Origin of the sequence: Gluconobacter cerinus (assembly GCF_025961355.1) — a bacterium.
Taxonomy (GTDB): Bacteria; Pseudomonadota; Alphaproteobacteria; order Acetobacterales; family Acetobacteraceae; genus Gluconobacter; species Gluconobacter cerinus.
Map to the genome: position 1 here is coordinate 272632 of NZ_JAOQNM010000001.1, position 23863 is coordinate 296494.

The window sequence follows — 23863 nt, forward strand, 5'->3', positions numbered from 1 at the left end:
TCTTATGCCATCATTGCCATGGGGATTTCAGCAGACGGAATGTCTGCGATATGCAATTTGACACCTGCCCCCATCATTCTGTCAGCGGTCTCTCCAGAGAGGCCTGAATCCGTAATAACGGCATCAAAATCCGTCAGGTTTGCCAGATGATTTAGCGCGCTAATTCCAAATTTACGGCTATCCACCATTAAAACGCGGCGATCAGCCATGTTCATGAGTGCACTCTTGGCTTTGATCAGATCTTCGTCCTGATGATAGGCAGAAAGACCGTGAACAGCCGAGGTAGACATGAATAATGTGTTGATCCGAAGCGACGTAACGCTGCGTTCACATAAAACCCCGAGAAATGCATCGAATGTTGGATTGTAACGCCCACCCAGTGCAATCAGGCTGATGTCACGAGACCGTCCGATCTTCGTACTAATCCCAAGACTGTTCGTCACGACTGTAAGTTGACCGATTGCTGTCAGGCGTTCGGATAGAAAGCGCGATGTGGTGGAGTCATCCAAGGCAATCGTATCGCCTTCTTCGATCAAGCCAGCAGCAATAGCTGTAATACCAAGCTTTTCCTGCACAGCCTGTCGAGCACGAAGCATGATGCTGCTTGCTGCCACAGCATTCGAAAGCGTCGTAACGCTTTCACCAACTTTACGGATCAGGCCCTGTGTCGCAAGCGCGTGTAGGTCACGGTTCATGGCTGCACGGGTCATGGTGAACTGAACAAGCAGATCCTGGATCAGAACACAGCCATGCGCCGTAACGTAATCCAGAACGGCTTGACGCCGTGCGGACAAAGCACGGCTTCCATGAAGGATATCGGGCATCATGCAGGTGCTCTTTCCTCGATCACACGATCAATCAGCTTTTCGAAGTCAGGAACTGACCAGCCAGCGCGTCCCACAAATACGCCATCTACATTTGGCTGGCTCACGTAGCTACGGGCATTATCCTGCGTAACACTTCCGCCGTAGAGCAGCGGTACGCGATCGCCGATATCCTTGCCGGCAATTTCACACAGAACAGCACGCAATCCGGCATGGACTTTTGCAACACAGTCAGTGTCGGCGGCGCGCCCGCCCGCACCGATGGCCCAGACCGGTTCGTAAGCAATCAGAATATTTGGAAGGTCTGCATGCACCACGTCATGCAGCGCAATTTTGAGCTGACGGGAGAGTGTCTCTGCCGTAACGCCAAAATCATACTCTTCGAGGCTCTCGCCAATGCAAAGCAAAGGACGCAAGCCATGACGAAGGGCCGCGGACATCTTGCGACTGACAGTCCAGTCTGTTTCCGCAAAATGCTGCCGCCGTTCCGAATGGCCGATCAGTACGATATCCGCACCGCACTCTTTCACCATGCCGGGGGAAATTTCACCCGTCCAAGAGCCGCTTTCTTCCCAGTGCATGTTCTGTGCGCCGACAAGCACGTCCGCGTCTTTCAGAACGCTCGCAACAGCCTGCAAGGACGTAAATGGTGTGATGATGAACGGCTTCACGCCCTCCGGCGCTCGATACGCCTTAAGCGCTTCTGCAGCAGCCAAGGCCTCGGCAGGTCCCTTGTTCATCTTCCAGTTCGTACCGATCCAGACCGTTTTGCGAGTCACCATTCATCTCCCGACAAGAAGGCAGCGACCATCGAATCTTGATCGCTAAACCCAAGTCATGTTTAGCGTTAAATCATAACACTCCAAAGACATGAAGTTCCGAAGGGAGTGATATTTTCAATTCAACTCTCCGTACCTGCTCTCCAGCAAAGATCTGAAGGCAGGTACGAAGACGCTGAAAACAGGAACTTTATTGCCTCTGCGAGTTTTTTTAAGCTGCCCGCTCCAGCAGAACGCTTTCCGTCACCTGACTATCGGCATCCGCTGGGCGCAGGGTGGCAATGCCCTTCCGGGCAAGACCATCATGATAGAAATGCGTAGCTTCGTTAGGGGAGAGGTCTCCATCCGTGACGCGACGCATCGCTTCAATCAGCAAGAGCGGGTCCGCTGCATCCACAATCTTGCGGCCAAACAGTGCAGCTCTGGCACCACTGTTCTGGGCTTGATGAATCAGTTCCAGACAGTCACGCGTCGTGCCGCTTCCACCGCCCATAATTCCTACGATAACGCTTGGGTCGTACTCGCACAGTTCCGCAAATGCCTCGCTGCCATTAAACGGCACCTTCAGGAAGACAGGCTTCTCTTCCTTGCGAAGGCCAGCAAGCGCACGGGTAACCATATCATTCAGGAACACTCCGAAATCTTCAGGCGCGATATGCCCTTCATTTGGGTTGAAGACTTCGAGGAAATAAGAAAACCCGTTGATCTTGGCCTCTTCGCGGAACCGAGCGAACTCTTCCAGAGCCAGCGTATCCTGGTCAACATCGCCGTTAAACGTCATCGAATAGAGGCCAAGGTTTGTCTGCGCCCGCTCCAGTGACGCGGAGCGAAACGGAACAGACTTCTGGGAGCGATAATGCCCACCCCGTCCACGCCACAGGTCTGTCGTGTCGTTTGCACGAATTGCCGTCTGAACTTTGGTCCCGTCAAACGCATCACGCTCCAGCAGATCTTCCAAAATGGAGACCGAGGTCAGCATGATGTCCACAATATCCTGACGGATAATAGACTGGATCTCTGACAGATATTGCGGCCGCGTCCGGAACAGAGACTGTCCGGCCCGAGGATTGCGGCGATTACCCATCGCACTGATCCCAGCTGCCATATCTGAGTCCTTGGCGTCAGCAAGGATGAAATCATAACGCGTGTCTTTGCCAGCGCGCATGCATGCAATTTTTTCTTCGTAACGGTTCATGGCTCAAGCTTTCAGAATTTCCGGGGTTTCAGCCGATAGAGGGAACTCACCCTGAAGGTTGTGGCGCTGCTGCCCCTCCCTCCAGGCGTCCTGAGCCTGACGTGCGGCTTCCCGCTCATCCCAGCCCAGCGTTCCTCCAATGATATTTGCAACTTCCAGCACGACTGCCGGCGTCATGGCGCCACTGAGTGCAATGGTTGTACGGCGGTAAAGAACGTCCGACAGACGGCGAACCAGCTCATTTTCAGCAATGAACATCAGTTCACGACGTGTGTAGGAGGGGAGCGTCCGAAGAGGAGCATCTGCTGCCTCCTGACAAAATCCCGCGATCTTTCTGGCCAGCGTTCCGTACCGATCCAGCAGTACGGAAGCACGCGGGCGCGGTAACCCAAAAGAACTCGCAAACCTGTCCAGATAGGCTGTGTGCTGATCTGCATCCGGGAAGCCACGGCCGCCGCCGATGGCCAATTCCTGGGTTGATGTGCTTCGTGGGTACCCCAGCAGCGCCAATACACGATCCGCGACTTCTTCGCCTAACCCACGGAAAGTCGTCCATTTCCCACCCACGAGAGACAGAACAGGCGTTGCACCCAGCCTGTCTTCATGAACGATGTGATCACGACTGATCGCAGAAGGATCGGCAGCATTGGTGGCTGGTAGCGGACGAACGCCGCTATAACGGTAGGTGACCTGCTCGCTTCCGATATGGAAACCGGGGAACAGATCAGCCAGCATCCGCAGCATGTAATCCTGCTCCTCGTCCGTACAGACAGCCTTGTCCGGATCGTCGATCCGGATATCGGTAGAGCCAACCAAGACATGACCAAAAAACGGATATGCAAGACAGATCCGTCCATCCGGCGTCCCGAAATAGACCATCCGGCCCTTCAGTTCCCGGAACAGGTCATCATGCTTCAACAGCAGATGAGACCCTTTTGTCCCGCCAATATATTTTGTCGGGTTACCCAGGATCGTATTGATCTGATCAATCCACGCGCCGCCCGCATTAACCAGAACACGCGCCTTTACCGTTTTTACTTCATCGGTGAGCACGTCTCGCAGGACGAGTTGTCCGCTTTGGAAAGTCTCTGGGACAACATAGGTTACTGCCTCACAGTTCGGAGCCGTTTCCAGTGCATCCTGCACGCATTCATATCCGAGGCGTTCAGGCTGCGTGATCGCAGCATCGTAATACTGTGCTGTTGCCACAACATCCTTCGCCATATGAGGCCATTCACGGCGCGTTTTCTGGCTGAGGGAAAGGGAATGTCGTGGCATGACGCGAGCGCGGCGCCCAAGGAAATCGTAAATCTGAAGCCCGACTTCCAGAACCAGCGCGCCACGATCCGTCATTTTGCCGCCAAGGTTCAGGAAGCGACGAAATGATGTGACGATCCCTCCAAGCCATGTGCGGATTGGCAGAACAGTCGGCAATGGCCGAACGAAATGCGGGGCATTCCGCAGGAGCAGATTTCGCTCCAACGTCGACTGCGCCACAAGCTTGAACTCGCCCGTTTCCAGATACTTGATACCACCATGGATCAAGCGGGATGGTGCGCAGGATGCCCCTGTACAAATGTCGCTTCGATCCAGAATAAGGGTTTTCACGCCCTGAAGGGCCAGTTCACGAAACAGACCAGCGCCATTAATGCCAGCCCCGATAATGACGACATCAAATTCGGCATTATCCGGCACGGCTGAAAGTGTCTTCACGAATGCATTTCCTTCGCGATTTCGGCTGAGAGCGCATAATTCATGACGGGGCCCACTGGGGTTTCCGGGGCGCTACTGACTTCGCTACCGGCCTCATACAGACCGGACCAAAAAGGTTTCATCGCCAGCGTCAATGCGACGTATCGGCGATAAATGCCCTCATAGATCCGTGCGCGTGCGGGGTCCGGCTGATAGATATTCATAGGAATTTCCTGAGCAGCCACAGCTTCCTCAAGATCTCCAAAAAGCCCAACAGCAACACTTGCCGTCAGAGCCGCGCCCAGGGCTCCAGCCTCCCGAACGCTGGAGATTTCGACGGGCATATTGAGAATATCCGCAAACATCTGCGCAATAGATGCCTGACTGCTACCGCCGCCCGAGACACCGAGGCGATGCACATCCCCTGTTTGACGCAGGGTCTCAACATGCTCGCGATGGTTGAATATTGTTCCCTCAATCATCGCCTGAAACAGATCCGCTCGATCATGCCAAGACTGCACCCCGAAAAGGGAGGCACTTGCTGGCGCTTCGTAAGGCGATCCAAAAAGAAACGGGTGATACAGCGGTATCGGTCGTTCGCCGCGAGAACGCCCCAGCTTCGCCTCGACTTCCTTCGTGAGAACTTGAGCTGCCTCTTTTTCCTCTGGCAGAAGCATGCGCGCGAGCCATTCCAGATTGCTGGACGACGCGGGCGAAATAGCCATGCAGTTCCACAACCCGCGACGATAGCCTGCGCGGCAGGACCAGCCATCACCTATAACAGGGCGACTGCGGAAAATTTCATTAATAGAAAAGGTACCTGCCGTAATCGAAAGATCACCCGGTCGCGTATAGCCTGACCCTACAGCGGCTGCCGTCACATCATGCAGTCCGACAGCCACTGGCGTTCCTTCGCGTAGGCCGGTCGCACGAGCAGCTTCTGCCGTGATCGTTCCACCCTGGTCGCAGGACAGTAGCATTTTAGGAAGCGCACCGCGGATTTCACGCAGGTCCAACACCTCAAGGATGCTGTCGCTGTAGTCCTGCGTGTAGAGATCTGTGAAAGATGTGCTGGCCTCTGTCAGATCTGTCGCAATGTCTCCGGTTAGACAAAGCCGGATCCAGTCTTTGGCAAAAAAGACGGTACCAATGGCCTGATAACGATCAGGTTGATGGCGCTTCATCCATGCTAACAGGGTTGTGGCGGAGTAAGGATATGGACGCTGCCCCGCGAGAGTGACGATCTTTTCCAGCCGCCCTTCCCGTTTCCATTCATCATGGATTTCTGTGGCCCGACTGTCGAGCGACATAATCCCACGGCCCAATGGTTGACTTGAGCGGTCAAGAACGAAAAGTCCATCACCGTGCGCAGTGACCCCAACGCCAGCAATATCCTCACCGCTCAGTCCAGAAACGTCCAAAGCTTCCCGGACTGCCTCTACAACAGCCTGCCAAGCTTCATGCATATCCCGCTCAACGTGGCGGGGTTCATCCGTATGCTGGGGAACACGACGACGGCCAGTCCCCACAATTCCACCTGTCTTCGAGAAGATGACAGCCTTCGTCGTAGTAGAACCGCAATCGATCCCGATCGTGAAATCCTGGCGCATTTCGCCCTCCGGACATTCTCGCCATCAGCTTTAGCAAATCGCCCAACTGATAACACCATAAATGTTATTATTAGGTGATATAAGTGTTATCATGTCTTCGTCAATGTGATAAATATCACTTTCGTAGCGTCAAGAATCTTTGTGTGATTAATCCCGTGAAAAGCACACCGCAGAGCCGATCAGAACATTACAAATTTGGTCAGCGCTGGTATGTAGATGTCGCGATGCCATAATTGGCCTTACCCGGTGACAAGGATCTTTTTGACAGATGACTGATGGTTCGGGCGTTCCAGCTACCTCTCCCGCCGTCCTTCTCAGCAAACGCCGGGATAACAGTGCCCGTCAGCAACAGATCCTCGACGTCCTTCTGGAAACAGGAAGTGCCACAATTGAGAATCTGTCTGAGCGTTTTGACGTCAGCAGGATGACAATTCACCGTGATGCTCACGCACTGGCAGCGCAGGGGCTGATCGACAAACTGCACGGAAGCATTGTTCTCAAGAATCGTGTCGTCACTCAAAAAACAGTCAATTTCCGAAAATCACGCGCGCCCGACCTGAAGGAATCAATTATTCAGCGGGCCATTTCGATGATTACACCCGAGCAAATTCTTGTTCTGGACGACTCTACAACGGTCGCAGCGATGCTGCCGCTCCTTCCGGCTCTCGCGCCCCTGACCATCATTACGAATGCCGTAGGCGTCATCCAGGCGCTTGCTCCCTATCCCAACCTGAAACTGATTTGCCTCGGGGGCGACTATAACCAGCCTCGAAACGCCTTTTTTGGTCTGGTCTGTGAGCAGGCTGCAAAATCGCTTCGCGCCAATACGATGTTTCTTTCCACGTCGATCATTCACAACGAAACAGCGTTTCAGAACGATCAGGACGTTGTGAAGGTCAAACAGGCACTCATGCAAATTGCGGATCAGACCGTACTACTGGTCGACAGCACAAAATTTCGAAAAGGCGGCCTCCACCGCCTCGCCTCACTCAGCGATTTCGACGTTGTTCTGACAGACTCCCAATTGAAGCCCGCTATTCGCAAAGCACTTATTCAGGACGGAATTCACGTCGAAACATGTGGCTAGGAATATAACGGCGACAGTACACAACCCAGAATAGCAAGGCAGCTGCGCAGACAAAATTCCGGCAAAGATGCCGTAGCGCAGTTAGATCCTGAAACGACGGCAGTGCATTATGCTCTTCTCGCACTGCCTCAGGCCCATTAGCGGTCCGCTAGTCTTCTAATAAGACACTGCACCCTGACGCTATCGCCCACACCGGCACCCCTGACAGCTTGTGACAGTGTCGTCCCGGTTGAGCACCGCATATGCTCAGAAATCAACGAGAATCGGAGTGAGTATTGCATCGCCTCTACCTCCATTCAGAAAATGGAAGTTCTCTGGCGCCGACTTAATCTTCACAAATCCGCGAACATAAATTCAAGCCAGAAATATAAAGTTTCCACTGCACCTGACGGTCACGCACCCCGGATGCAGGCACTATCTGACAGAAACCCTCAACACAGCTTACCACCCATGGGTATCTGGGATGGAATGGCGCTTTACCGCCAATTAGAACCATTTCTGGCACAATGTTTCAAAAAATAACACATTCTGAAAAAACGAGATTAACGATATATTGACGAAAAAAGCAGGCTTCGCGTATCACGGCGTGAGAGCTTCTTTGAGACACAGGAGATGCTGAAATGTGCGGCATTACGTTAAACGATTTCCTGAGTGTCACGAGATGGACACCTGCAGATCTGGCCATCCAGATTGATCGCCCTGAAAGCGATGTCGAATGGTGGCTCGATAATCATGACCACGTCCCTGAGCGACTAAAGCTCTGGATGAGTAAGATCGTGGACACTTTCCAGAATAATCCCCCTCCCAAAGGCTATGCCATGGAACGGTCCAAAGGATGTCTGTTTAACGATGATCCCTCTGCGACTGTGGTTTGCTCCATTTGTCGCTTCAAAGGAAAATGTCATCTCACGTAATGTCGGCCTCAGCGTAATTTTGCATCGACAGTATTTGTCGACGAAAACTGCGCTAGCCCTTTTTTAAGCGCAGTTTCGAAAGCGGCGAGAGTTTCCGGGCCAACGTAATGTTCAATGCCCTCCGCATCGATCCGGGCATTTTCTTCGCTAATTCCCAACGCCAACAGAAACGCCTCCACAATTCCGTGCCGATGACGGGCCTTGTGCGCCATCTGCTGGCCAGCATCCGTCAGGAAAACGCCCCGGTACGGCTTTTGTGTCACCAGCCCTTCCGTTGACAGGCGAGCCAGCATCTTAGCCACCGTTGGCTGAGACACACCAAGACGACCGGCAATATCGACTTGGCGCGCCTCCTGCCCCTCAGCCAAAAGATCAGAAATCAGCTCGACATAATCTTCTACCAGCACCTTCTGCCTGGCAGCTCGATTGGCCCTGAACCCTTCTGAGTGAAGTTGCATGTCCACGAGGGATTTCTGCTTTTTCTTCTTCTGTTCCATTCTCAAGAAAACCGCTCAATCAATTATTCCCGACCGAATAAAACATTCTTCCTGTTAATTCCAGAGGCCTCTGAGCGATCTTCTTCAGAAGAAAAATAAGACAATGTTCATGAATATAGCATATTGCATATTTTACGGTTCCAAGCTTGAATGACATTCTGATGTCCGACCAACGCTCCGATGCCCCCACCCATAAGTCCGCCCCCAGCAAAGCCTGGCGCTTTTCGCGTCATGACGATGCGGAACGACCAAGCCTGCCTGAGGTGTTTTCAAGCGTTCGGGTTCCTGAAGGGTCAACAACGTGGCTGAAGCGCTTCCTCGCTTTCGTTGGGCCCGGATACATGGTCTCGGTTGGATATATGGACCCAGGAAACTGGGCGACGGACCTGCAAGGAGGCGCTCAGTACGGCTACACGCTGCTCTGCGTCATCATGCTTTCCAACCTGATGGCGATCCTTCTCCAAGCTCTCTCTGCACGCCTTGGCATCGCCACCGGTCGGGATCTGGCGCAAGCCTGCCGTGACCATTTTCCGCCTGCGCTGAACGTAGTGCTTTGGCTGGCATGCGAGTTAGCGATTATCGCGTGTGATCTGGCTGAAGTGATTGGAACGGCCGTTGCGTTGCAACTGCTCTTCGGCCTCCCTCTTCTGGGTGGCGCGCTCCTCTCCATTCTGGACGCCTTCATAGTTCTTCTGCTGATGGGCCGCGGCTTCCGGTATCTGGAAGCTTTTGTCATCGGCCTTCTCTCGATCATTGCGCTTTGCTTTGGGGTACAACTCGTTGCAGCCACACCGCCCGTTACAGCAATTCTGAAGGGCCTTATTCCGACGCCGGAAATCGTGACCACGCCAGGAATGCTCTACATTGCGATTGGCATTATCGGTGCCACGGTCATGCCGCATAACCTTTATCTGCATTCGTCTATTGTACAGACGCGGGCCTATGAGCGAACGCCCGTTGGACGTCGTGATGCCATTCGGTGGGCAACATGGGACAGCACAATTGCCCTCATGCTCGCGCTATTCATCAACGCGGCGATCCTCATTGTGGCAGCCGCAGCTTTTCATGAGACAGGCCACCAGAATGTAGCCGAGATCGAAGATGCCTATCATCTTCTCTCCCCCATTCTTGGGCTCGGGATAGCCTCTACGCTTTTCGCACTGGCACTGCTGGCGGCGGGCACAAACTCAACCGTCACCGGAACACTGGCCGGCCAGATTATTATGGAAGGCTTCCTGCGCCTCCATATCCCGCATTGGGCAAGACGACTGCTGACCCGCGGCCTGGCGATTATTCCCGTCGCAGTGGTAACTGTGCTCTACGGAAGTCATGGCGTAGGCGCTCTGCTGATGGCTAGTCAGGTCATTCTGTCCCTTCAGCTTCCTTTCGCAGTTATTCCCCTTGTGATGTTTGTGTCTGACCGTCGCAAGATGGGCGAATTCACAATCAACCGCTTCATGACCGCACTGTCATGGATCGTCGCGGGTCTTATTCTCATCCTGAACTTTAAACTTCTGTACGACACTCTGGTCGGCTGAACGACCCCCTAGAAAAATTGAGAACCAGCTATGGCAACAGCATTTTTGCGCTCAAAATTCGCCTCTCGATATAGCAAATGCTATATTAAACAGCACACCGCAAATTCAATAGTTTCAACTGTCCCCTTTCGGATAGCAATTGCAGGAACCACGCTCCTCACAGGGCTACTGGCAACTGATGTATTTGCTGCCGATAATGCGCCATCCAGCGAGCCCCAAAAGAAGATTTCTCAAAAATCTGAAAAGAGAGCTATTCAAACCAAAGACAAACCCGCTGAGCACGTCACTGTCATGGGGCACCTTGATCAGGCGCGTGGACGTATTTTCCCCAGCCTGGGCGCAGTCTCCTATGGTATCGATCAACGACAGATCCAGGCTACGCCTCAGGGGCAGAATGCTTCTTTCAGCCAGATCATGCTCAGAATGCCTGGCGTCGTGCAGGACAGCTACGGAGAAGTGCATGTCCGAGGCGAACATGGCGGCCTGACTTACCGGGTCAACGGTGTCCTACTTCCGGAGGGCTTGAATGGTTTTGGTCAGGAACTGGATACACGCATTATCCAATCGGTTGACCTTCTGACGGGAACCCTCCCCGCTCAATTCGGGTTCCGTACGGCCGGCATTGTGGACGTGCATACAAAAAGCGGATCCACCCTGAAAAATAACCAGCTTTCACTCTATGGCGGCAGCTACAACACTTTTGCACCGTCCTTACAATTGGGCGGTTCAAAAGGGCGCTTTGAATATTTTACGACGCTGTCCATGAACCGAAATAATATTGGTATCGAGAACCCGACCGCGTCCTTCCGCGCAACGCATGACACAACCCAGCAGGAAAAGGCGTTTGGTTATTTTTCATGGAAGCTGAACGACACCGACCGTATCTCCCTCCTGACAAGTGCATCTTACGCAGATTTTGAACTTCCCAACACGACAGGCCTGCAACCGGTTTATCAACTTTCTGGAACAGACTGGTCACACCCCTCTGTACAATCACGCTTTCTGGATGACAGCCAGACAGAGCAAAACTATTACGCCGTCGTTTCATACCAGCACAGCGCTGACAAACTGAACCTTCAGTTCTCACCGTATTTTCGTTACGGGCGCATCGATTATACGCCAGACCCGGCTCGGGACCTTATTTTTCAAGGTGTGGCTGAACACGAGGTCAATGACTTTACAACTGGCGGCGCACAATTCGATTTGTCTTATGATATCGCTCCGCACCATACCCTTCGGGCCGGTCTACTTGGTCAATATACCTCCGAGCGCCTCGATACCGACTCTCTCGCATTCCCAGTAGGTGACGATAGCAAACAAACTTCGTCTACCCCTCTTCGGCTGATAGACAACACGGGCAACTGGTCCGTTGAAGCTGGTGCTTACCTTCAGGATGAGTATCGCATCACCCGCAAGCTCACGTTCAATTATGGTATTCGCTACGACCGGTTTGCATCGTCTTTTGGAGACGAAGGACAACTCAGCCCGCGCGCCAACCTGGTGTGGAAGCCGTTCCGAAGCACGACCTTGCACATCGGCTACTCCAGGTTCTTCGCACCGCCTTCTCCGCAGTACGTTTATCCCTCAACACTGGCGCGTTTTGCAGGGACCACAAATGCAGCAGCCAATTTGACCGATACGCCCACGAAAGTTGAAACCTCCAATTACGTGGACGCTGGCATTCTCCAGCATATTACTCCCGAATTACAGATTACAATCGACGCCTACAGTAAGTGGGCACACAACCTTACGGATCTTGGACAATTTGGTCGTGCGGTCATCCTCGCGCCATTCAGCTATCGCCGAGGTCATGTGTATGGTGCAGAGTTTGGAAGTTCCTGGAGGCGCGGCCCCTGGTCTCTATTTGGCAATTTCTCGTTTGTGAAAACGGCAGCTCGGGAAATAAATTCCGCCGAATACCAGTTCGATCCGGAAGAATTGAGCTACATTCGCGCACATGCCATCCAGTTAGACCATCAGGGACAGTATACCGCCAGCGCTGGCGCATCCTATTCCAGCAAGCATCACCTGGCTTATATAGATTTCCTATATGGATACGGCCTGCGGAGTGGCTTTGCCAATCTTGAGAAACAGCCCCAGTACGACATTTTTAACGTCGGATACCAGTACACTTTCACCCGTGTCCCGCTGGGGCATGATCTGAAAGTTCGCGCTGACATCGTAAATCTGTTCGACAAACGCTACCAACTTCGAGACGGTAGCGGCGTCGGCATTTATCAGGCGCAATATGGACAAAGACGAGGCACTTATTTCTCACTCGTGTCCGATTTCTGAAAACAACCTAACCTCAGGCCCGCTCAGGGTCTGAGGGAAATCCTTTACGACGCAGTACAGGTTGACCGGCCTCGGGACGCACCGCCCAGAGCATCAAAAAGGCCCCATAAAGAATTGCAAATGCATCTACTGCCAAAGCTGAATCCTGCATGCGTGATAATGGTGTAACCACAAGTGCGGAAATCGGCATCATCCATGTCAGAATTGCAGAAAATATCAGTAACATGCGAATAGCTTCCCGCTCCTTAAGCCACAACGCCACCCCATTGCACAGCAAAAAAAACCCGAAATAAACAAGCTGCACAGTGACCGTTTGACTGCTCGCGGGCAGCAGAGGCGCCGCGCACAACACAGCTGATATCCCGGCCACACACCCCAGCGAACATCCGATCGTCAATGCACAGAGTATTCGTGTTGATTTTGTATCCTCTACACGTCCCGTTCCGCGCTCACGACGCCTGCGCGACACCACCCAGAGCTGATTGCCCGCATAGAACATAAATGCGCCACCGAGCCCGAGAAGCACATATCCCCACCGCACACTCTCTCCACCAAAACTGCCAAAATGCAGAACGAAGAATGATGTCAGCACGGATTGCGACCAGCTCTGATGACCGGGCATATACTCGGTAGACACGAGCCTGCCGCTATATGGATCGACGCCTGCAAATCCTCCCCCCGCACCACGCGCGCCATAACGTGGGTCTCGTCCCGTTATTCTGAGAGCCAAATGGCCACCATGAGCGCTGCTATAAGCCAGAGTATCGGGAATGAACCCCGGCGCTTGTGTCGCAACAGTTTTAATAATCTGATCTGGGTCGAGAGGCTTCCGTAGCTCTGTGGCTGCTGCATGAGGGTGTGGCCCATGCCCAGAACCTGCTGCACCATGCTGAGCCTGAGGGTGTTGTATCAGAAGCGCCTGCTCCGCCATGTAGATCTCATCATGAAATGCAAACACCACTGAAGTGAGCGCCATGATGATATGAAAAGGCAGGGAAAACAGGCCCAGCATACTATGCATGTCGAGCCACATTCTTTTGACGTTTTGACCCAGTCGAATTGCAAACAGGTTTTTCACAAGCCCGGGGATAACAATAAGCGTCCCTGAAATCAGGGCCACCGCATAAAGCAACGCGACCACGCCCATAAGGAGCCGCCCGGCTTCATGAGGCATGGAAAGCCCTACCTGCTGATGAAGCATATTGATGAAATGTGCGGCCTGAGAAGGCTCCTGACGCACCGTCACCAAAGAGCCATCCGGTGCCAACGCCGAAAAATTGGCGAAAGACGGGCCGTGCATCCGCTCTGGCATTCCCCAAATCAAGGACGCGGGCTGAGAAGGCGTTGGATGTAAAACAATCGTATAATTACGTTGCGCTTCCGGATGCTCAGAAAATGTCTTTTCCAGTAATGCTGGCATTTTCTCCAGTGATACTGGCGGCGGCAACGCGACTGGTGCCGAAGCCCAATCCTGCAGAGGCCGCTCGAACATCGTTACCGATCCGGCATAAAATGCCACAAACAGGAAGAGGCCACAGACAATCCCGACCCAGCTATGGATTTCCCGATACATCCGGACAATGTCAGCGCGGATTTTCACGACATCATACTCCGCACACCCATATAAATAACCCAGAGGACAGCATTCGCTCCTCCAAGCATTGCCCACGCACGCCAGCCTGATCGAAACAGAAAGCAGCTCCCGAGAATTCCCGTCCAGACCGGAACTACGAGCCACATCAGGAACTGTGAACCAACTGCCCTAGGCTGCCCGTCAACACGCACGAGCAGACCCAAAATGCCCATCAGGGCAAAGGAAAGCGTAAGTCCAAGGACAAGACCGGCGCTCGCTTTGGGAAACCAGTTCCGACTGCTTAGCATCACGGGATTTGATGTCATGACATCCTCCTTCGCCAAACCGCGGCAGCCAGAGGAACCAAAGACCAGACAATCATGATAAGCGTCAGAAACTCGGAAACTGCGGTGCCGCTACCTTCGCTTGCGAGCAGCATGAGCAAGGATGCACAGAGGAGCGTGCTTCCGGAAATCATACAGAGCCGAAATGCTGGACGCTTCTTACACAATTGTTGAGCAGGCGACGCCATATAGAGCATAAGCGCACCACCTGCCCCCAGAACCGCCGCAACCCATATCGTTATCATAACGTTTTACTCGAATTACCAACGATATTCCAAACGAGCAGTCAGATTACGACCCTGCCCATAATAGCAGGCGGACACGGCTGTGCAGGTCGCGACAAAACGCTTGTTGGCGATGTTTCGGGCATTAAAGGAAAAGGACAATCCTTTGTAGCGCGGATGAGCCGTCGCGAAATCATACCGAAGGAACAGATCGAACAGCGTATAATCCGGAATATGCAGAGTGTTTGCCGTATCCCCGTAGCTTGTGCCTGTATAACGGACACCACCGCCGAGACCGACACCCGCAAAAGTGCCGTGCTGGATGCGCTGGTCTACGAAGAGAGACGCCATCCACTTTGGGGCCTGCCCAAGATAATTACCAACCTGAGATGCCGTATTGGAACGAGTAATCTTCGCTTCGCTGCGGGTACCGGTAAAGATCACCGACATGTCCCACGGCAGGTTTGCCTTGCCTTCAAGTTCCAGTCCACGAACGCGCCCCTGCCCTGTCTGGACCAGGCACGTTGATGTGCCACAGAGTGTGCCGTTCGGATCATAAGTGGTCATATTGTTTTGGGTAATCTGGTATCCACCAAAAGTGACATAGATACTCTTCCCGTACTGATACCGAATACCACCTTCATACTGATCACCAGTTGTCGGCTTAAAGGCCTTTCCCCCCAATGACGTGGATGGATCAGAGACTTGTGGCTGAAACGACTGAGCGTAACTGAAATAGGGCACGAGACCGTTATCAAACAGATAAACGGCACCTGCTCGCCAGGTGAATGCATTGGAATTCGTGATGTACCTAGATTTGGTGAGAACATTGAGCGTGTTATCGCGCGCCCAATCCTGACGTCCACCAATCGTGACCCGAAGGCGGTTGAACTTCAACTGATCCTGAAAATAAATTCCGTTCTGGCTGCTAATGGTTGCCGTATAGACCTGCGGGCTCAGATTGTCTGAATACCCAGCACTCCCACGTGCTTTCGGATTAAAGATATTCAGGATCGGCAGAACATAGGAAGACGCCACCAGATCGCGGCTATGCCGCCAGTTCGTATAGAAATAATCAGTGCCAACCAGGAGTAGATGCCGCACAGGACCTGTACGGACATGCCCTTCAAGTTGCGTATCCGTCGTGACACCCTGAGACTGCCCGCGGCCTTCCACAGCACGTCGATTAACCGTTTCGCCTGCAACACATCCAGCCACTGTCGCCGCGCATTTGGCTAGCGTATCGCCAGAAAGCACTGTCGCTCTGTAAAGCGTGTTCAGGTACGTGTAGCGCGTATTGTTTCGGACTGTTAGAAACCGGTTGAATTTATGTTCCAGAAATGAGCCTGCCAAAGCCTGGTTTCGGTCAAACGTATCCCAGTTCGGCTCACCAATATTCGCATCATTCGCGATATGACGGCCTTTGGATGCATACAGTGTTCCCGTTGCTGGCAGGAACTGGAATGTGGAGCCACCCTGATCTCGCTGATACTGTGCAAGCAAAGTCCAGACCGTCTTGGGTGTAATTTTCCAGGTCAGGCTTGGGGAGATGTAGTAGCGGCCAGTCCGTACTTCATTGACCTGAGTGTCACCATATCGAGCGAGGCCGACAATCCGGCCTGTCAAAGCCCCATCATGCGTCAGTCGGCCAGACACATCCCCAGAGGCCTGCCCCTGCCAGTTGGACAGGTTGGTAAATCCGCTGCTCTGTAGAAAGAATTCGCCTTCGCTCTTTTCCGTCGGACGCTTCGTCACAAGGTTAACGACGCCCCCTGGTGCCGTCTGACCATAAAGGGCACCTGAAGGCCCCTTCAGAACTTCAATCTGCTGAAGTGCAAACGGATCAAAGGACGTTCTGGTCCACTGGCCGCCTGATGGCAGACGCAACCCATCGACAAAGTTGTTGTTTGATGAAAATCCACCCGCACCAAACCCACGGACAGACACTTCATCCACTCGACTGTCGATGCCGGATGGCTCAGCCTGTACACCCGCAGTATAGGCCAGTGCATCCGCAATTGACGGAGATGCGCGCAGTTCGATTTCTTCGCGGCTGACGATGGAAATGGACTGAGGCGATTCAATAATCGGTGTGCGTGTCTTTGTCGCAGAAGACGCGTGGGACATGCCGGTCGCCGTCACAACAATAACTTCCGCTTTGGACTTTGGCGCCTGCGGCTGTCCGGTCTTCTGAAGTTGTTTCTGGCCCCTGGACTGAGCTTCATCCGTAACAACAGACGTATCTGCACCTGCAGCGGCGGAAGTTAGCCCTGCCAGCACAAGAGCGGGAAAGACAGTATATTTGACGACAGAAGAAGACATGCTGGCCCACCGAGAGAGGATCGGAACTGGAGCCCTCATATTTGCAATTGATAATTATTGTCAATTAGATGTTATCATGGGAATTGCATCAAAGAATGCCTAACCCCGACACGGCCAGATCTGTCTCAATAAATATTGTTGTTTTTCAATTATATAAAAGGAAAATATGCTATCTATGACTCAGTGACTGGCGCGAAAAACGTTCCATCCCGTATGCTGAACAAGACGCTCAAGGGCACGTGTTCCCAGCAGTGAATTGCCCTGCGCATTCAAACCCGGTGACCATACCGCAACCGACGCCACACCGGGAACAACGGCCAGAATACCGCCCCCAACGCCCGACTTTCCTGGCAACCCAACCCTGATCGCAAAAGAGCCGGACCCGTCATAATGTCCACACATCATCATGAGAGCGAGTACGGTCTGGGCATTTCGCGTGGAAATGACGCGTTCGCCCGTTCGGGGATTAATACCGCCCGTCATCAGATAGGTGCCCATTTCCGCAAGCTGCCTGCAACTCATGGTCAACGCGCACTGATGAAAATAGAGGTCCAGCGTTTCATCAACGGGATTATGAATATTCCCGAATGTCCGCATGTAATTGGCCAGAGCCTTGTTGCGAAATCCGGTTTCTTCTTCCTGCCGCGCCACATCCCGATCAATCAGGATGGTATCCGGATCTGAGCTCATGGGCTTCAGGAAGCCCAGAAGCTCATTCTGCGCACCGTCCAGACCATACTGGGATGTCAGAATATCCGATACGACAATCGCACCCGCATTGATGAACGGGTTTCTCGGAATGCCGTTTTCGCTTTCAAGCTGGATGATCGAATTGAATGCACTCCCTGACGGTTCCTGCCGCAAGCGGCTCCAGAGCCCGGCGTCCACCGCATTAAGCGCGAGCGTCAGGCCGAAGACCTTTGAAACACTCTGAATGGAAAAAGCTTCTTCAGCGTCCCCAACAATATGACTGCCGCCTTCTGCATCGATAATGGCCATTCCAAACCGACCGAGATCGACGTTTGCCAACGGCGGAATATAGTTTGCCACCTGCCCCCGATCTGTCTCGGCACGCATTTCCTCTGCGATTTCCGTGATAATAGCGGTCAGTGACGGCATAAGGGGTCATCTCCAGTTCAGGCGGTTGTAAGACCTTTCACAGAGCAGCCTATTGAAAAAAGGCCTTTTTTAAGAACAGGAGCCATGCATCTTACGCGCAGCTCTTTATTCAGGGTGAAACAACGCGATGACGAACAACCTCCCCCACAATCACAAGCGCGGGTGAAGAAACCTGTGCTTCTGCGGCCTGAGCCGCCATTGTTCCGAGTGTTCCCGTTAACACACGTTGCCCGGGCTGGGTTCCCCGTTCCACGATGGCTGCTGGCCAGTCTGACGGCAGGCCATTTTTTACCAGACCCGCCATCAGAGCTGGTAACGTCGAAATTCCCATGTAGATGACGACAGTCTGGCGGCGATCCGCCATATCGTCCCAAGGCAGATCCAGCACGCCATCCGCCCTTGCGTGCCCTGTCACAAACAGACACGCCTGAGCACAATCCCTGTGTGTCAGGGGAATACCTGCGTAGGACGCACATCCGCTGGCAGCGGTAATGCCCGGCACAACACGAAAAGACACTCCCGCGTCCACCAGGGATTCAATTTCCTCGCCACCGCGCCCGAAGATGAACGGATCGCCCCCCTTCAGACGTAGAACGCGTTGACCGGCTTTCGCGTGACGGATCATCTCGCTGTTGATTTCGGACTGTGGCATCGCATGGCGATTACGCTGCTTGCCCACAAAAATCAGCTCCGCATCACGTCGAACACGTTCGAGCAACACTTTGGGTAACAGATTATCGTAAAGCACCACGTCAGCATTCTGCATGAAGTGGAGGGCCTTCAATGTCAGAAGATCGGGGTCGCCGGGCCCGGCCCCCACAAGCCAGACCTCGCCAGCAGCCCGCTGTGCCGACAGGAGCACATCAAGCACACTGTCAGCCCGAACCTCATCGCCTGCCAGTGCAGCTTCTGCGCCTGCTCCGTCCAGAAAATCTTCCCAGATCCGTTTCCGATCCTGCACTGCAGGATATTGTGCGGACACCCGCGCCCGGCGGGACTGCATATACGCGGCGAGTTGCCCCGTCCCATGCGGCATCCAGCTTTCAATTTGTTCCCGCAGTCGACGCGCCAGAACCGGTGCTCCGCCAGCGGTTGAAATTGCCACACGTACCGCCCCACGCCGAACCTGCGCAGGCGTAATGAACGTGGACGGCTCCGGATCATCAACAGCACAGACTGGAATATTTAACGTGTCAGCAAGAGCAGCCACTACGCGATTGACGCTCCGATCGTCTGTTGCCGCATAGACCAGACGACACCCCGGCATGACAGTCTGTAAAATATCAGCGTCAACGCGACCGCCTACATGCCGCGCCAATCCCGCATCCACCCACTCCTGAACAACGGCATTCAGGGCTTCCGCAACAATCTCGATCTGCGCACCATGATCGAGCAAAAGCCTGCCTTTGTTGACAGCAACTTCGCCGCCGCCAACCAGCAATACACGTGCGCCCTCCAGACGAAGGGAAATGGGAAACCAGCCTGTCTCAACCCCGGATGCGGGCATCTCTATATCCATGTGCGTTCAGAATAACAGTTCCGGAACGGAACGCCGTTTCTCTTCCCTACACGCCCACCCCGAACAGGCAAAGACAGGATGCCCTCAGAAAAACCCAAACGACCTTGAGTTCAGGCTTCTCTGTAAACAGTAAGGTTCAGCGGTGCCCGTATCCTCCGCCGCCGCCAACATACGGTCCGCCTCGGCCATTGTGATGATGATGTCCCCGTCCATGATCGTATGGTCCGTAGCACGCCATCAGAGGTGCCATCATGGCAAAACCAAGCACCATCATTGCAAGACGCTTCATGGGAAAATCCTTTTGAAAGACTGAACCGATAAGATTTCTATTCAGGAAATATGGCTGCTTTCCGGCGACAGTTTCCCCTGATGTTACGCGGCAAGCCCTTGAAGACCCACTTGCATTTCTGTCCTGCACGGACGGGGAGTTACCATTTTAACCATTTTCGCATATAATTTCGTACGACTGTAGGACAACCGTTCGCCTGCACTCGCCCCAGGAGCGCGACATGATGGCTGAATTTATCGTCAAGGCGATCAAATCGATCCAGAACGGTATGGGTTTTCCAATCCTTCTTGGAATTCTGGTTTTGCTCGTGATCGTCGGATATGTGGTGCTTTACGCGCTGGTAATGTGACAGGACGCCATCTCTCAGGATCAGGCCTGACTTTGGCCTCAAATTTCCAATCGTCAGGACCTATTTTGATGACCACACACGAGATCAAGAAGCGTCTCGATTTTCTCCGCGAAGCCTCCAAGCTCAAAGATGTGCTCCGCCGTGCTTTTACTCTGGGTGGTCAAGCTGAAAGCACCGCAGAACACACCTGGGGTCTATGCCTTCTTGTCATGACCTTCGCTGACCAGCTTGAAGGCATCGATCTGCTGCGCCTCCTTAAGATCTGTATTCTCCATGACCTGGGCGAAGCCATCCATGGCGATATCCCGGCCATTTCTGTTGAAGCTTCCAGCAACAAATCCCAGCAGGAACGTGAAGATCTCCTGACCGTGATGGCCCCTCTTCCCGAGCATTTGAAAGAAGAGTTTCTTGAGCTTTGGGATGAATACGAAAATGCTTCCAGCCCTGAGGCAAGGATGGCAAAGGCTTTCGACAAACTCGAAACCATTTCCCAGCATAATACTGGCATCAACCCGCCAGACTTCGACCATGAATTCAATCTGACTTATGGCCGCCGCTACACCGACCATTCAGCATTAACCCGTGCGATCCGCGACGTCATTGACAGTGAAACCATGCGAAACGCTGAGAAAGTCTGAACACACGCTGATTGTTTCGGAGAATTTTGTTTCTCGACAAAAAGAAACAGTTTCCCCAAAAATACCCCACTATGGTTTGCGCGTCAGGGAATGACTTGACGATCCTTCGTTGCTCCAGACACAAACGGAGCTCATAAACTTGCAATTCCGGGAGATCGGCAGGCCACAGCATGACCAGCCACCATTCTGGCACTCCAGCCGCTACCCGCTCCCGATTAAATCTTAGAAAACTGACGTACTGCGGTTTCAGCGCCGCCCTCTCCTGCGGCTCAGCCTGGGCACAAAGTACCAATACGGCGGGCACAACCCCATCCAACGTATCCGGCAGCACGACATCCACAACGGAGCATATCGTCGTTACCGGCCATAAACCGGAAGGAGCCGTCATTGGTGCGCCAAAACCACTCATGCAAATCAGCGCAGATGAGATTAAATCCTATGGCGTCGATACCGTAACGGATCTGTTGAGCACCATTTCGCCTGAGACACGCTCCGGACGGGGAGCAACAGGAAATGCTCCTGTTGTTCTTTTAAACGGCAAACGAATTTCCGGCCTTCAGGAGGTTAATGACCTTCCCTTTGAAGCAATTGCACGTGTGGAAATTTTTACGGAAGAAGAAGCTCTCCGTTATGGCTACGCCGCAGATCAGCGCGTCGTCAACATCATCACCGTCAAGCACTTCCGGTCAGTTCGTGCGCGCGTATATGGCGAAACATCCTCGGATGGGGGTGGAGAAAATGGCGCTCTTTCCCTCAGCTTCACGCGATTGCAAGACGAACGGCGCATCAACCTCAGCGCTCGTTACACGGCCAGCTCATGGCTGAGAGACAGCCAGCGCAGCGTGGCTCCCCCGGCGGCAAACTCACTCTATGCCACACAGGGCAACCTTAGTACGTCAGATGGTACCAGCCTGGACCCGGCCCTTGATGCTCTGTCCGGACAGACCGTCACTACGGCAGGCAGCCCATCCTTGCCTTTCGGGCAGGCCGCGACGCTGGACGATATTCTCCCCTACGCGAACAATCCCAATACCAGCACGAATGCCTCAGCGTATACGCTTCAGCCGCGCAAGCACGAATTGAACCTGAACGGAGTTTACGCTGATCGTATCGCTGAAAATATCAGCTCGTCTCTCAATGTGAGTTTTGATCATCAGGATCAAATCAGTCTGCAGGGGCTACCGCATGGGGTACTCACGCTGCCTGGCGGAAGTTTCTATTCACCATTTACCCAGTCTGTTCAGCTTTTCCGCAGCTTTGGAAACATCGCCCCTCTTCAGCAGACCGCACACACCGAAACAGGACACGCCGGCCTTAATTTTAATGGAGATCTCGGGGACTGGAAGTGGAATGCCAAGGGCAGCTACGATTACACTCAAACAGTCACGAACAGCCAGACTGGGCTGTCGCTCACAACGGCCCAGGCAGCCCTGAATTCCAACGACCTTTCTTTCGACCCGTGGGCAACAGTTTCTCCAGCCTGGTTAGGCATGCGCCTCGTCAATCACGGTCGCACCACAAGTAATCAGGGTCAGATCAACGGACTGCTCTCCGGTCCGGTTTTCACACTTCCTGCTGGAGATGCCTCCACCAGCATTGCAGCCACGGGAATACTCAGCCAGCAAAACGCTGTATCCACCGTCAATACCGTGACATCTCGCGCGGCCATCAGCCGGGACATTGGTACAATTCGGATCAACGGCGACCTTCCGATCGCAAGCCGAAAGAACCACTTTCTGTCTTTTCTTGAAAAGCTGGATGCCAATGTGAACGGTGCGGTCAGTCAAGTGTCCCACTTCGGAACATTGGGAACAGTTGGTGGGGGCGTCACATGGGCGCCTCTCACATGGATCCAGCTGCCGCTCTCCATCACTGAACAGACAGAAGCACCCGCAGCAGCCTCCCTTGTGGCGCCCACAATCGAAACTCCGAACGTCACAACATATGACTATGTGCGTGGAGAGTCCGTTCAGGTCACGACTGTATCTGGCGGCAACCGGAACCTGCGGTCAGCCGATCGACATGAAATCAGTCTTGGTGCCATCCTGTCCCCCCCTTTTCTGGACGGATCACGACTGCACATCAATTACGTGCACGACAACACACACAATCCGGTTCTGTCTTTACCGACTGCCACCGCAGCCATTCAGGATGCTTTCCCGGATAACTACCAACGAGATGCTGAAGGCGTTCTGGAACGTGTGGATTTAAGGCCAGTCAACGCCGACTATGAGAAGCGGACAGAATGGAACACCACTTTCTCGCTTTCACGCCCATTCGGAAATGAGCCTGACAAAGCGCACCATAAAGGACGGCCAGGCAATACCACGCAGGGTCGGTATTACGTTGTCCTGACCCAGGTCTGGCGGTTGAACGATACCGTACGATTACGATCCGGCCTCCCCGCGATAGACCTCCTAAACGGCGGAACGATAGGTGGCCTTGGCGGCAAACCCCGTCATGAAGTGGAACTTCAGGCAGGGGCTTATCGAAACGGTATTGGCATCAGGCTGGACGGCAAGTGGCAATCGAGCACATCAACTCTGGGCAGCACGTCCTCAGGCAGCCTGTATTTCAGTAGCCTCGCAACCTTGGATTTTTCGGTTTTCGTCACTTTGGGAGACGTCCCCCGCTGGAAACACAGCGACTGGGCTCAGAATTTTAGAATCATGTTGTCGCTGGATAATGTCTCGAACAACCGCATTCACGTTCATAACGGAACTGGCGCCACGCCGGCTGGATACCAGCCTGCCTTCATGGATCCCATGGGGCGGACTATCGGGTTGTCTCTTCGAAAATCGCTCTAAAATCGCTCATCACGCCTTCTTGGCACTGCCGTCCAAAGATGTGCGCGAAAGTTGGATTACACACTGACACAGAACGCGAGCTTGCCTTCAAACAGTTGAGATCCTTGCAATTCTGCAAAGTTCTCGCGTGTGGGTATCGTCCCCAAACTGTCCATGTTCATCCCTCCGTAGAGGTGAATGCAACGTTTGGTCATAAAATGTGAGTTTAGATTTTCTCTTGAGACCCTATGTGTGAAGCAGATTTGTGA

Annotated in this window: 19 protein-coding genes; 7 read left to right on the forward strand and 12 right to left on the reverse strand. The window is 53.4% G+C overall.

What is annotated here, in order from left to right; translation table 11 throughout:
• Window positions 1-2: 2 nt before the first annotated feature.
• The 5 genes from M2305_RS01265 to M2305_RS01285 form a co-directional block, all read right to left on the reverse strand.
• The gene (locus M2305_RS01265; protein WP_211507558.1) at window positions 3-827 is read right to left on the reverse strand and encodes a DeoR/GlpR family DNA-binding transcription regulator; all 825 of its coding nucleotides are present in this window, start codon (window positions 825-827) and stop codon (window positions 3-5) included.
• A complete protein-coding gene (locus M2305_RS01270) occupies window positions 824-1606 on the reverse strand; it encodes a triose-phosphate isomerase (RefSeq protein ID WP_264648353.1) in 783 nt (260 codons plus the stop codon). The genes M2305_RS01265 and M2305_RS01270 overlap by 4 nt, the downstream gene beginning before the upstream one ends.
• 208 nt (window positions 1607-1814) lie before the next feature.
• Window positions 1815-2798, reverse strand: a complete 984-nt coding sequence (locus M2305_RS01275; protein WP_264648354.1) for a beta/alpha barrel domain-containing protein — start codon at window positions 2796-2798, stop codon at window positions 1815-1817.
• Window positions 2799-2801: 3 nt separating this feature from the next.
• The gene (locus M2305_RS16270; protein WP_264648355.1) at window positions 2802-4511 is read right to left on the reverse strand and encodes a glycerol-3-phosphate dehydrogenase/oxidase; all 1710 of its coding nucleotides are present in this window, start codon (window positions 4509-4511) and stop codon (window positions 2802-2804) included.
• Window positions 4508-6100, reverse strand: a complete 1593-nt coding sequence (locus M2305_RS01285) for an FGGY-family carbohydrate kinase (protein ID WP_264648356.1) — start codon at window positions 6098-6100, stop codon at window positions 4508-4510. Before M2305_RS01285 ends, M2305_RS16270 begins: the two co-directional genes overlap by 4 nt.
• A gap of 268 nt (window positions 6101-6368) precedes the next feature.
• On the opposite strand from M2305_RS01285, the gene M2305_RS01290 reads away from it, so the two are divergent.
• Window positions 6369-7187: a DeoR/GlpR family DNA-binding transcription regulator gene (locus tag M2305_RS01290; RefSeq protein ID WP_211502172.1), complete on the forward strand. Its 819-nt coding sequence runs from the start codon at window positions 6369-6371 to the stop codon at window positions 7185-7187.
• Between the two features lie 620 nt (window positions 7188-7807).
• Window positions 7808-8101 carry a hypothetical protein gene (locus M2305_RS01295; protein ID WP_046899513.1) on the forward strand — a complete coding sequence of 98 codons (294 nt, stop codon included), beginning with the start codon at window positions 7808-7810 and terminating at the stop codon, window positions 8099-8101.
• An 8-nt stretch (window positions 8102-8109) separates the two neighbouring features.
• Here M2305_RS01295 and mntR read toward each other — a convergent pair whose 3' ends face one another.
• The gene (gene mntR / locus M2305_RS01300; RefSeq protein WP_086633942.1) at window positions 8110-8598 is read right to left on the reverse strand and encodes a manganese-binding transcriptional regulator MntR; all 489 of its coding nucleotides are present in this window, start codon (window positions 8596-8598) and stop codon (window positions 8110-8112) included.
• A gap of 161 nt (window positions 8599-8759) precedes the next feature.
• Here mntR and M2305_RS01305 point away from each other — a divergent pair, with 161 nt between their 5' ends.
• Window positions 8760-10136, forward strand: coding sequence for an Nramp family divalent metal transporter (locus tag M2305_RS01305; protein WP_264648357.1), 1377 nt, complete (start codon window positions 8760-8762; stop codon window positions 10134-10136).
• Window positions 10137-10427: 291 nt separating this feature from the next.
• Window positions 10428-12431 (forward strand): TonB-dependent receptor, encoded by a 2004-nt coding sequence (locus M2305_RS01310; protein WP_264648358.1) that lies wholly within the window; start codon window positions 10428-10430, stop codon window positions 12429-12431.
• 13 nt (window positions 12432-12444) lie between these two features.
• Here M2305_RS01310 and M2305_RS01315 read toward each other — a convergent pair whose 3' ends face one another.
• From M2305_RS01315 to M2305_RS01340, 6 genes are all read right to left on the reverse strand, one after another.
• Entirely contained in the window at window positions 12445-14031 is a 1587-nt protein-coding gene (locus M2305_RS01315; RefSeq protein ID WP_264648359.1) for a PepSY-associated TM helix domain-containing protein, read from the reverse strand.
• Window positions 14028-14330, reverse strand: coding sequence for a hypothetical protein (locus M2305_RS01320; RefSeq protein ID WP_264648360.1), 303 nt, complete (start codon window positions 14328-14330; stop codon window positions 14028-14030). The genes M2305_RS01315 and M2305_RS01320 overlap by 4 nt, the downstream gene beginning before the upstream one ends.
• Window positions 14331-14608: 278 nt before the next feature.
• On the reverse strand, window positions 14609-16894 hold the full coding sequence (locus tag M2305_RS01325) for a TonB-dependent siderophore receptor (protein WP_264648361.1): 2286 nt from the start codon (window positions 16892-16894) through the stop codon (window positions 14609-14611).
• A 180-nt stretch (window positions 16895-17074) separates the two neighbouring features.
• Window positions 17075-18013 carry a glutaminase gene (locus tag M2305_RS01330; protein ID WP_211500173.1) on the reverse strand — a complete coding sequence of 313 codons (939 nt, stop codon included), beginning with the start codon at window positions 18011-18013 and terminating at the stop codon, window positions 17075-17077.
• Window positions 18014-18122: 109 nt separating this feature from the next.
• The gene (gene cysG, locus M2305_RS01335) at window positions 18123-19520 is read right to left on the reverse strand and encodes a siroheme synthase CysG (protein ID WP_264648362.1); all 1398 of its coding nucleotides are present in this window, start codon (window positions 19518-19520) and stop codon (window positions 18123-18125) included.
• A gap of 148 nt (window positions 19521-19668) precedes the next feature.
• Complete coding sequence (locus M2305_RS01340; RefSeq protein ID WP_198150457.1) at window positions 19669-19821, reverse strand: hypothetical protein; 153 nt, start codon at window positions 19819-19821, stop codon at window positions 19669-19671.
• Between the two features lie 220 nt (window positions 19822-20041).
• Between M2305_RS01340 and M2305_RS01345 the strand changes: the two genes are divergently transcribed.
• The 3 genes from M2305_RS01345 (at window position 20042) to M2305_RS01355 (ending at window position 23615) form a co-directional block, all read left to right on the forward strand.
• Entirely contained in the window at window positions 20042-20170 is a 129-nt protein-coding gene (locus tag M2305_RS01345; protein ID WP_264648363.1) for a hypothetical protein, read from the forward strand.
• Between the two features lie 68 nt (window positions 20171-20238).
• Entirely contained in the window at window positions 20239-20808 is a 570-nt protein-coding gene (locus tag M2305_RS01350) for an HD domain-containing protein (protein ID WP_046899522.1), read from the forward strand.
• A gap of 170 nt (window positions 20809-20978) precedes the next feature.
• A complete protein-coding gene (locus tag M2305_RS01355) occupies window positions 20979-23615 on the forward strand; it encodes a TonB-dependent receptor (protein ID WP_264648364.1) in 2637 nt (878 codons plus the stop codon).
• Window positions 23616-23863: the final 248 nt, after the last annotated feature.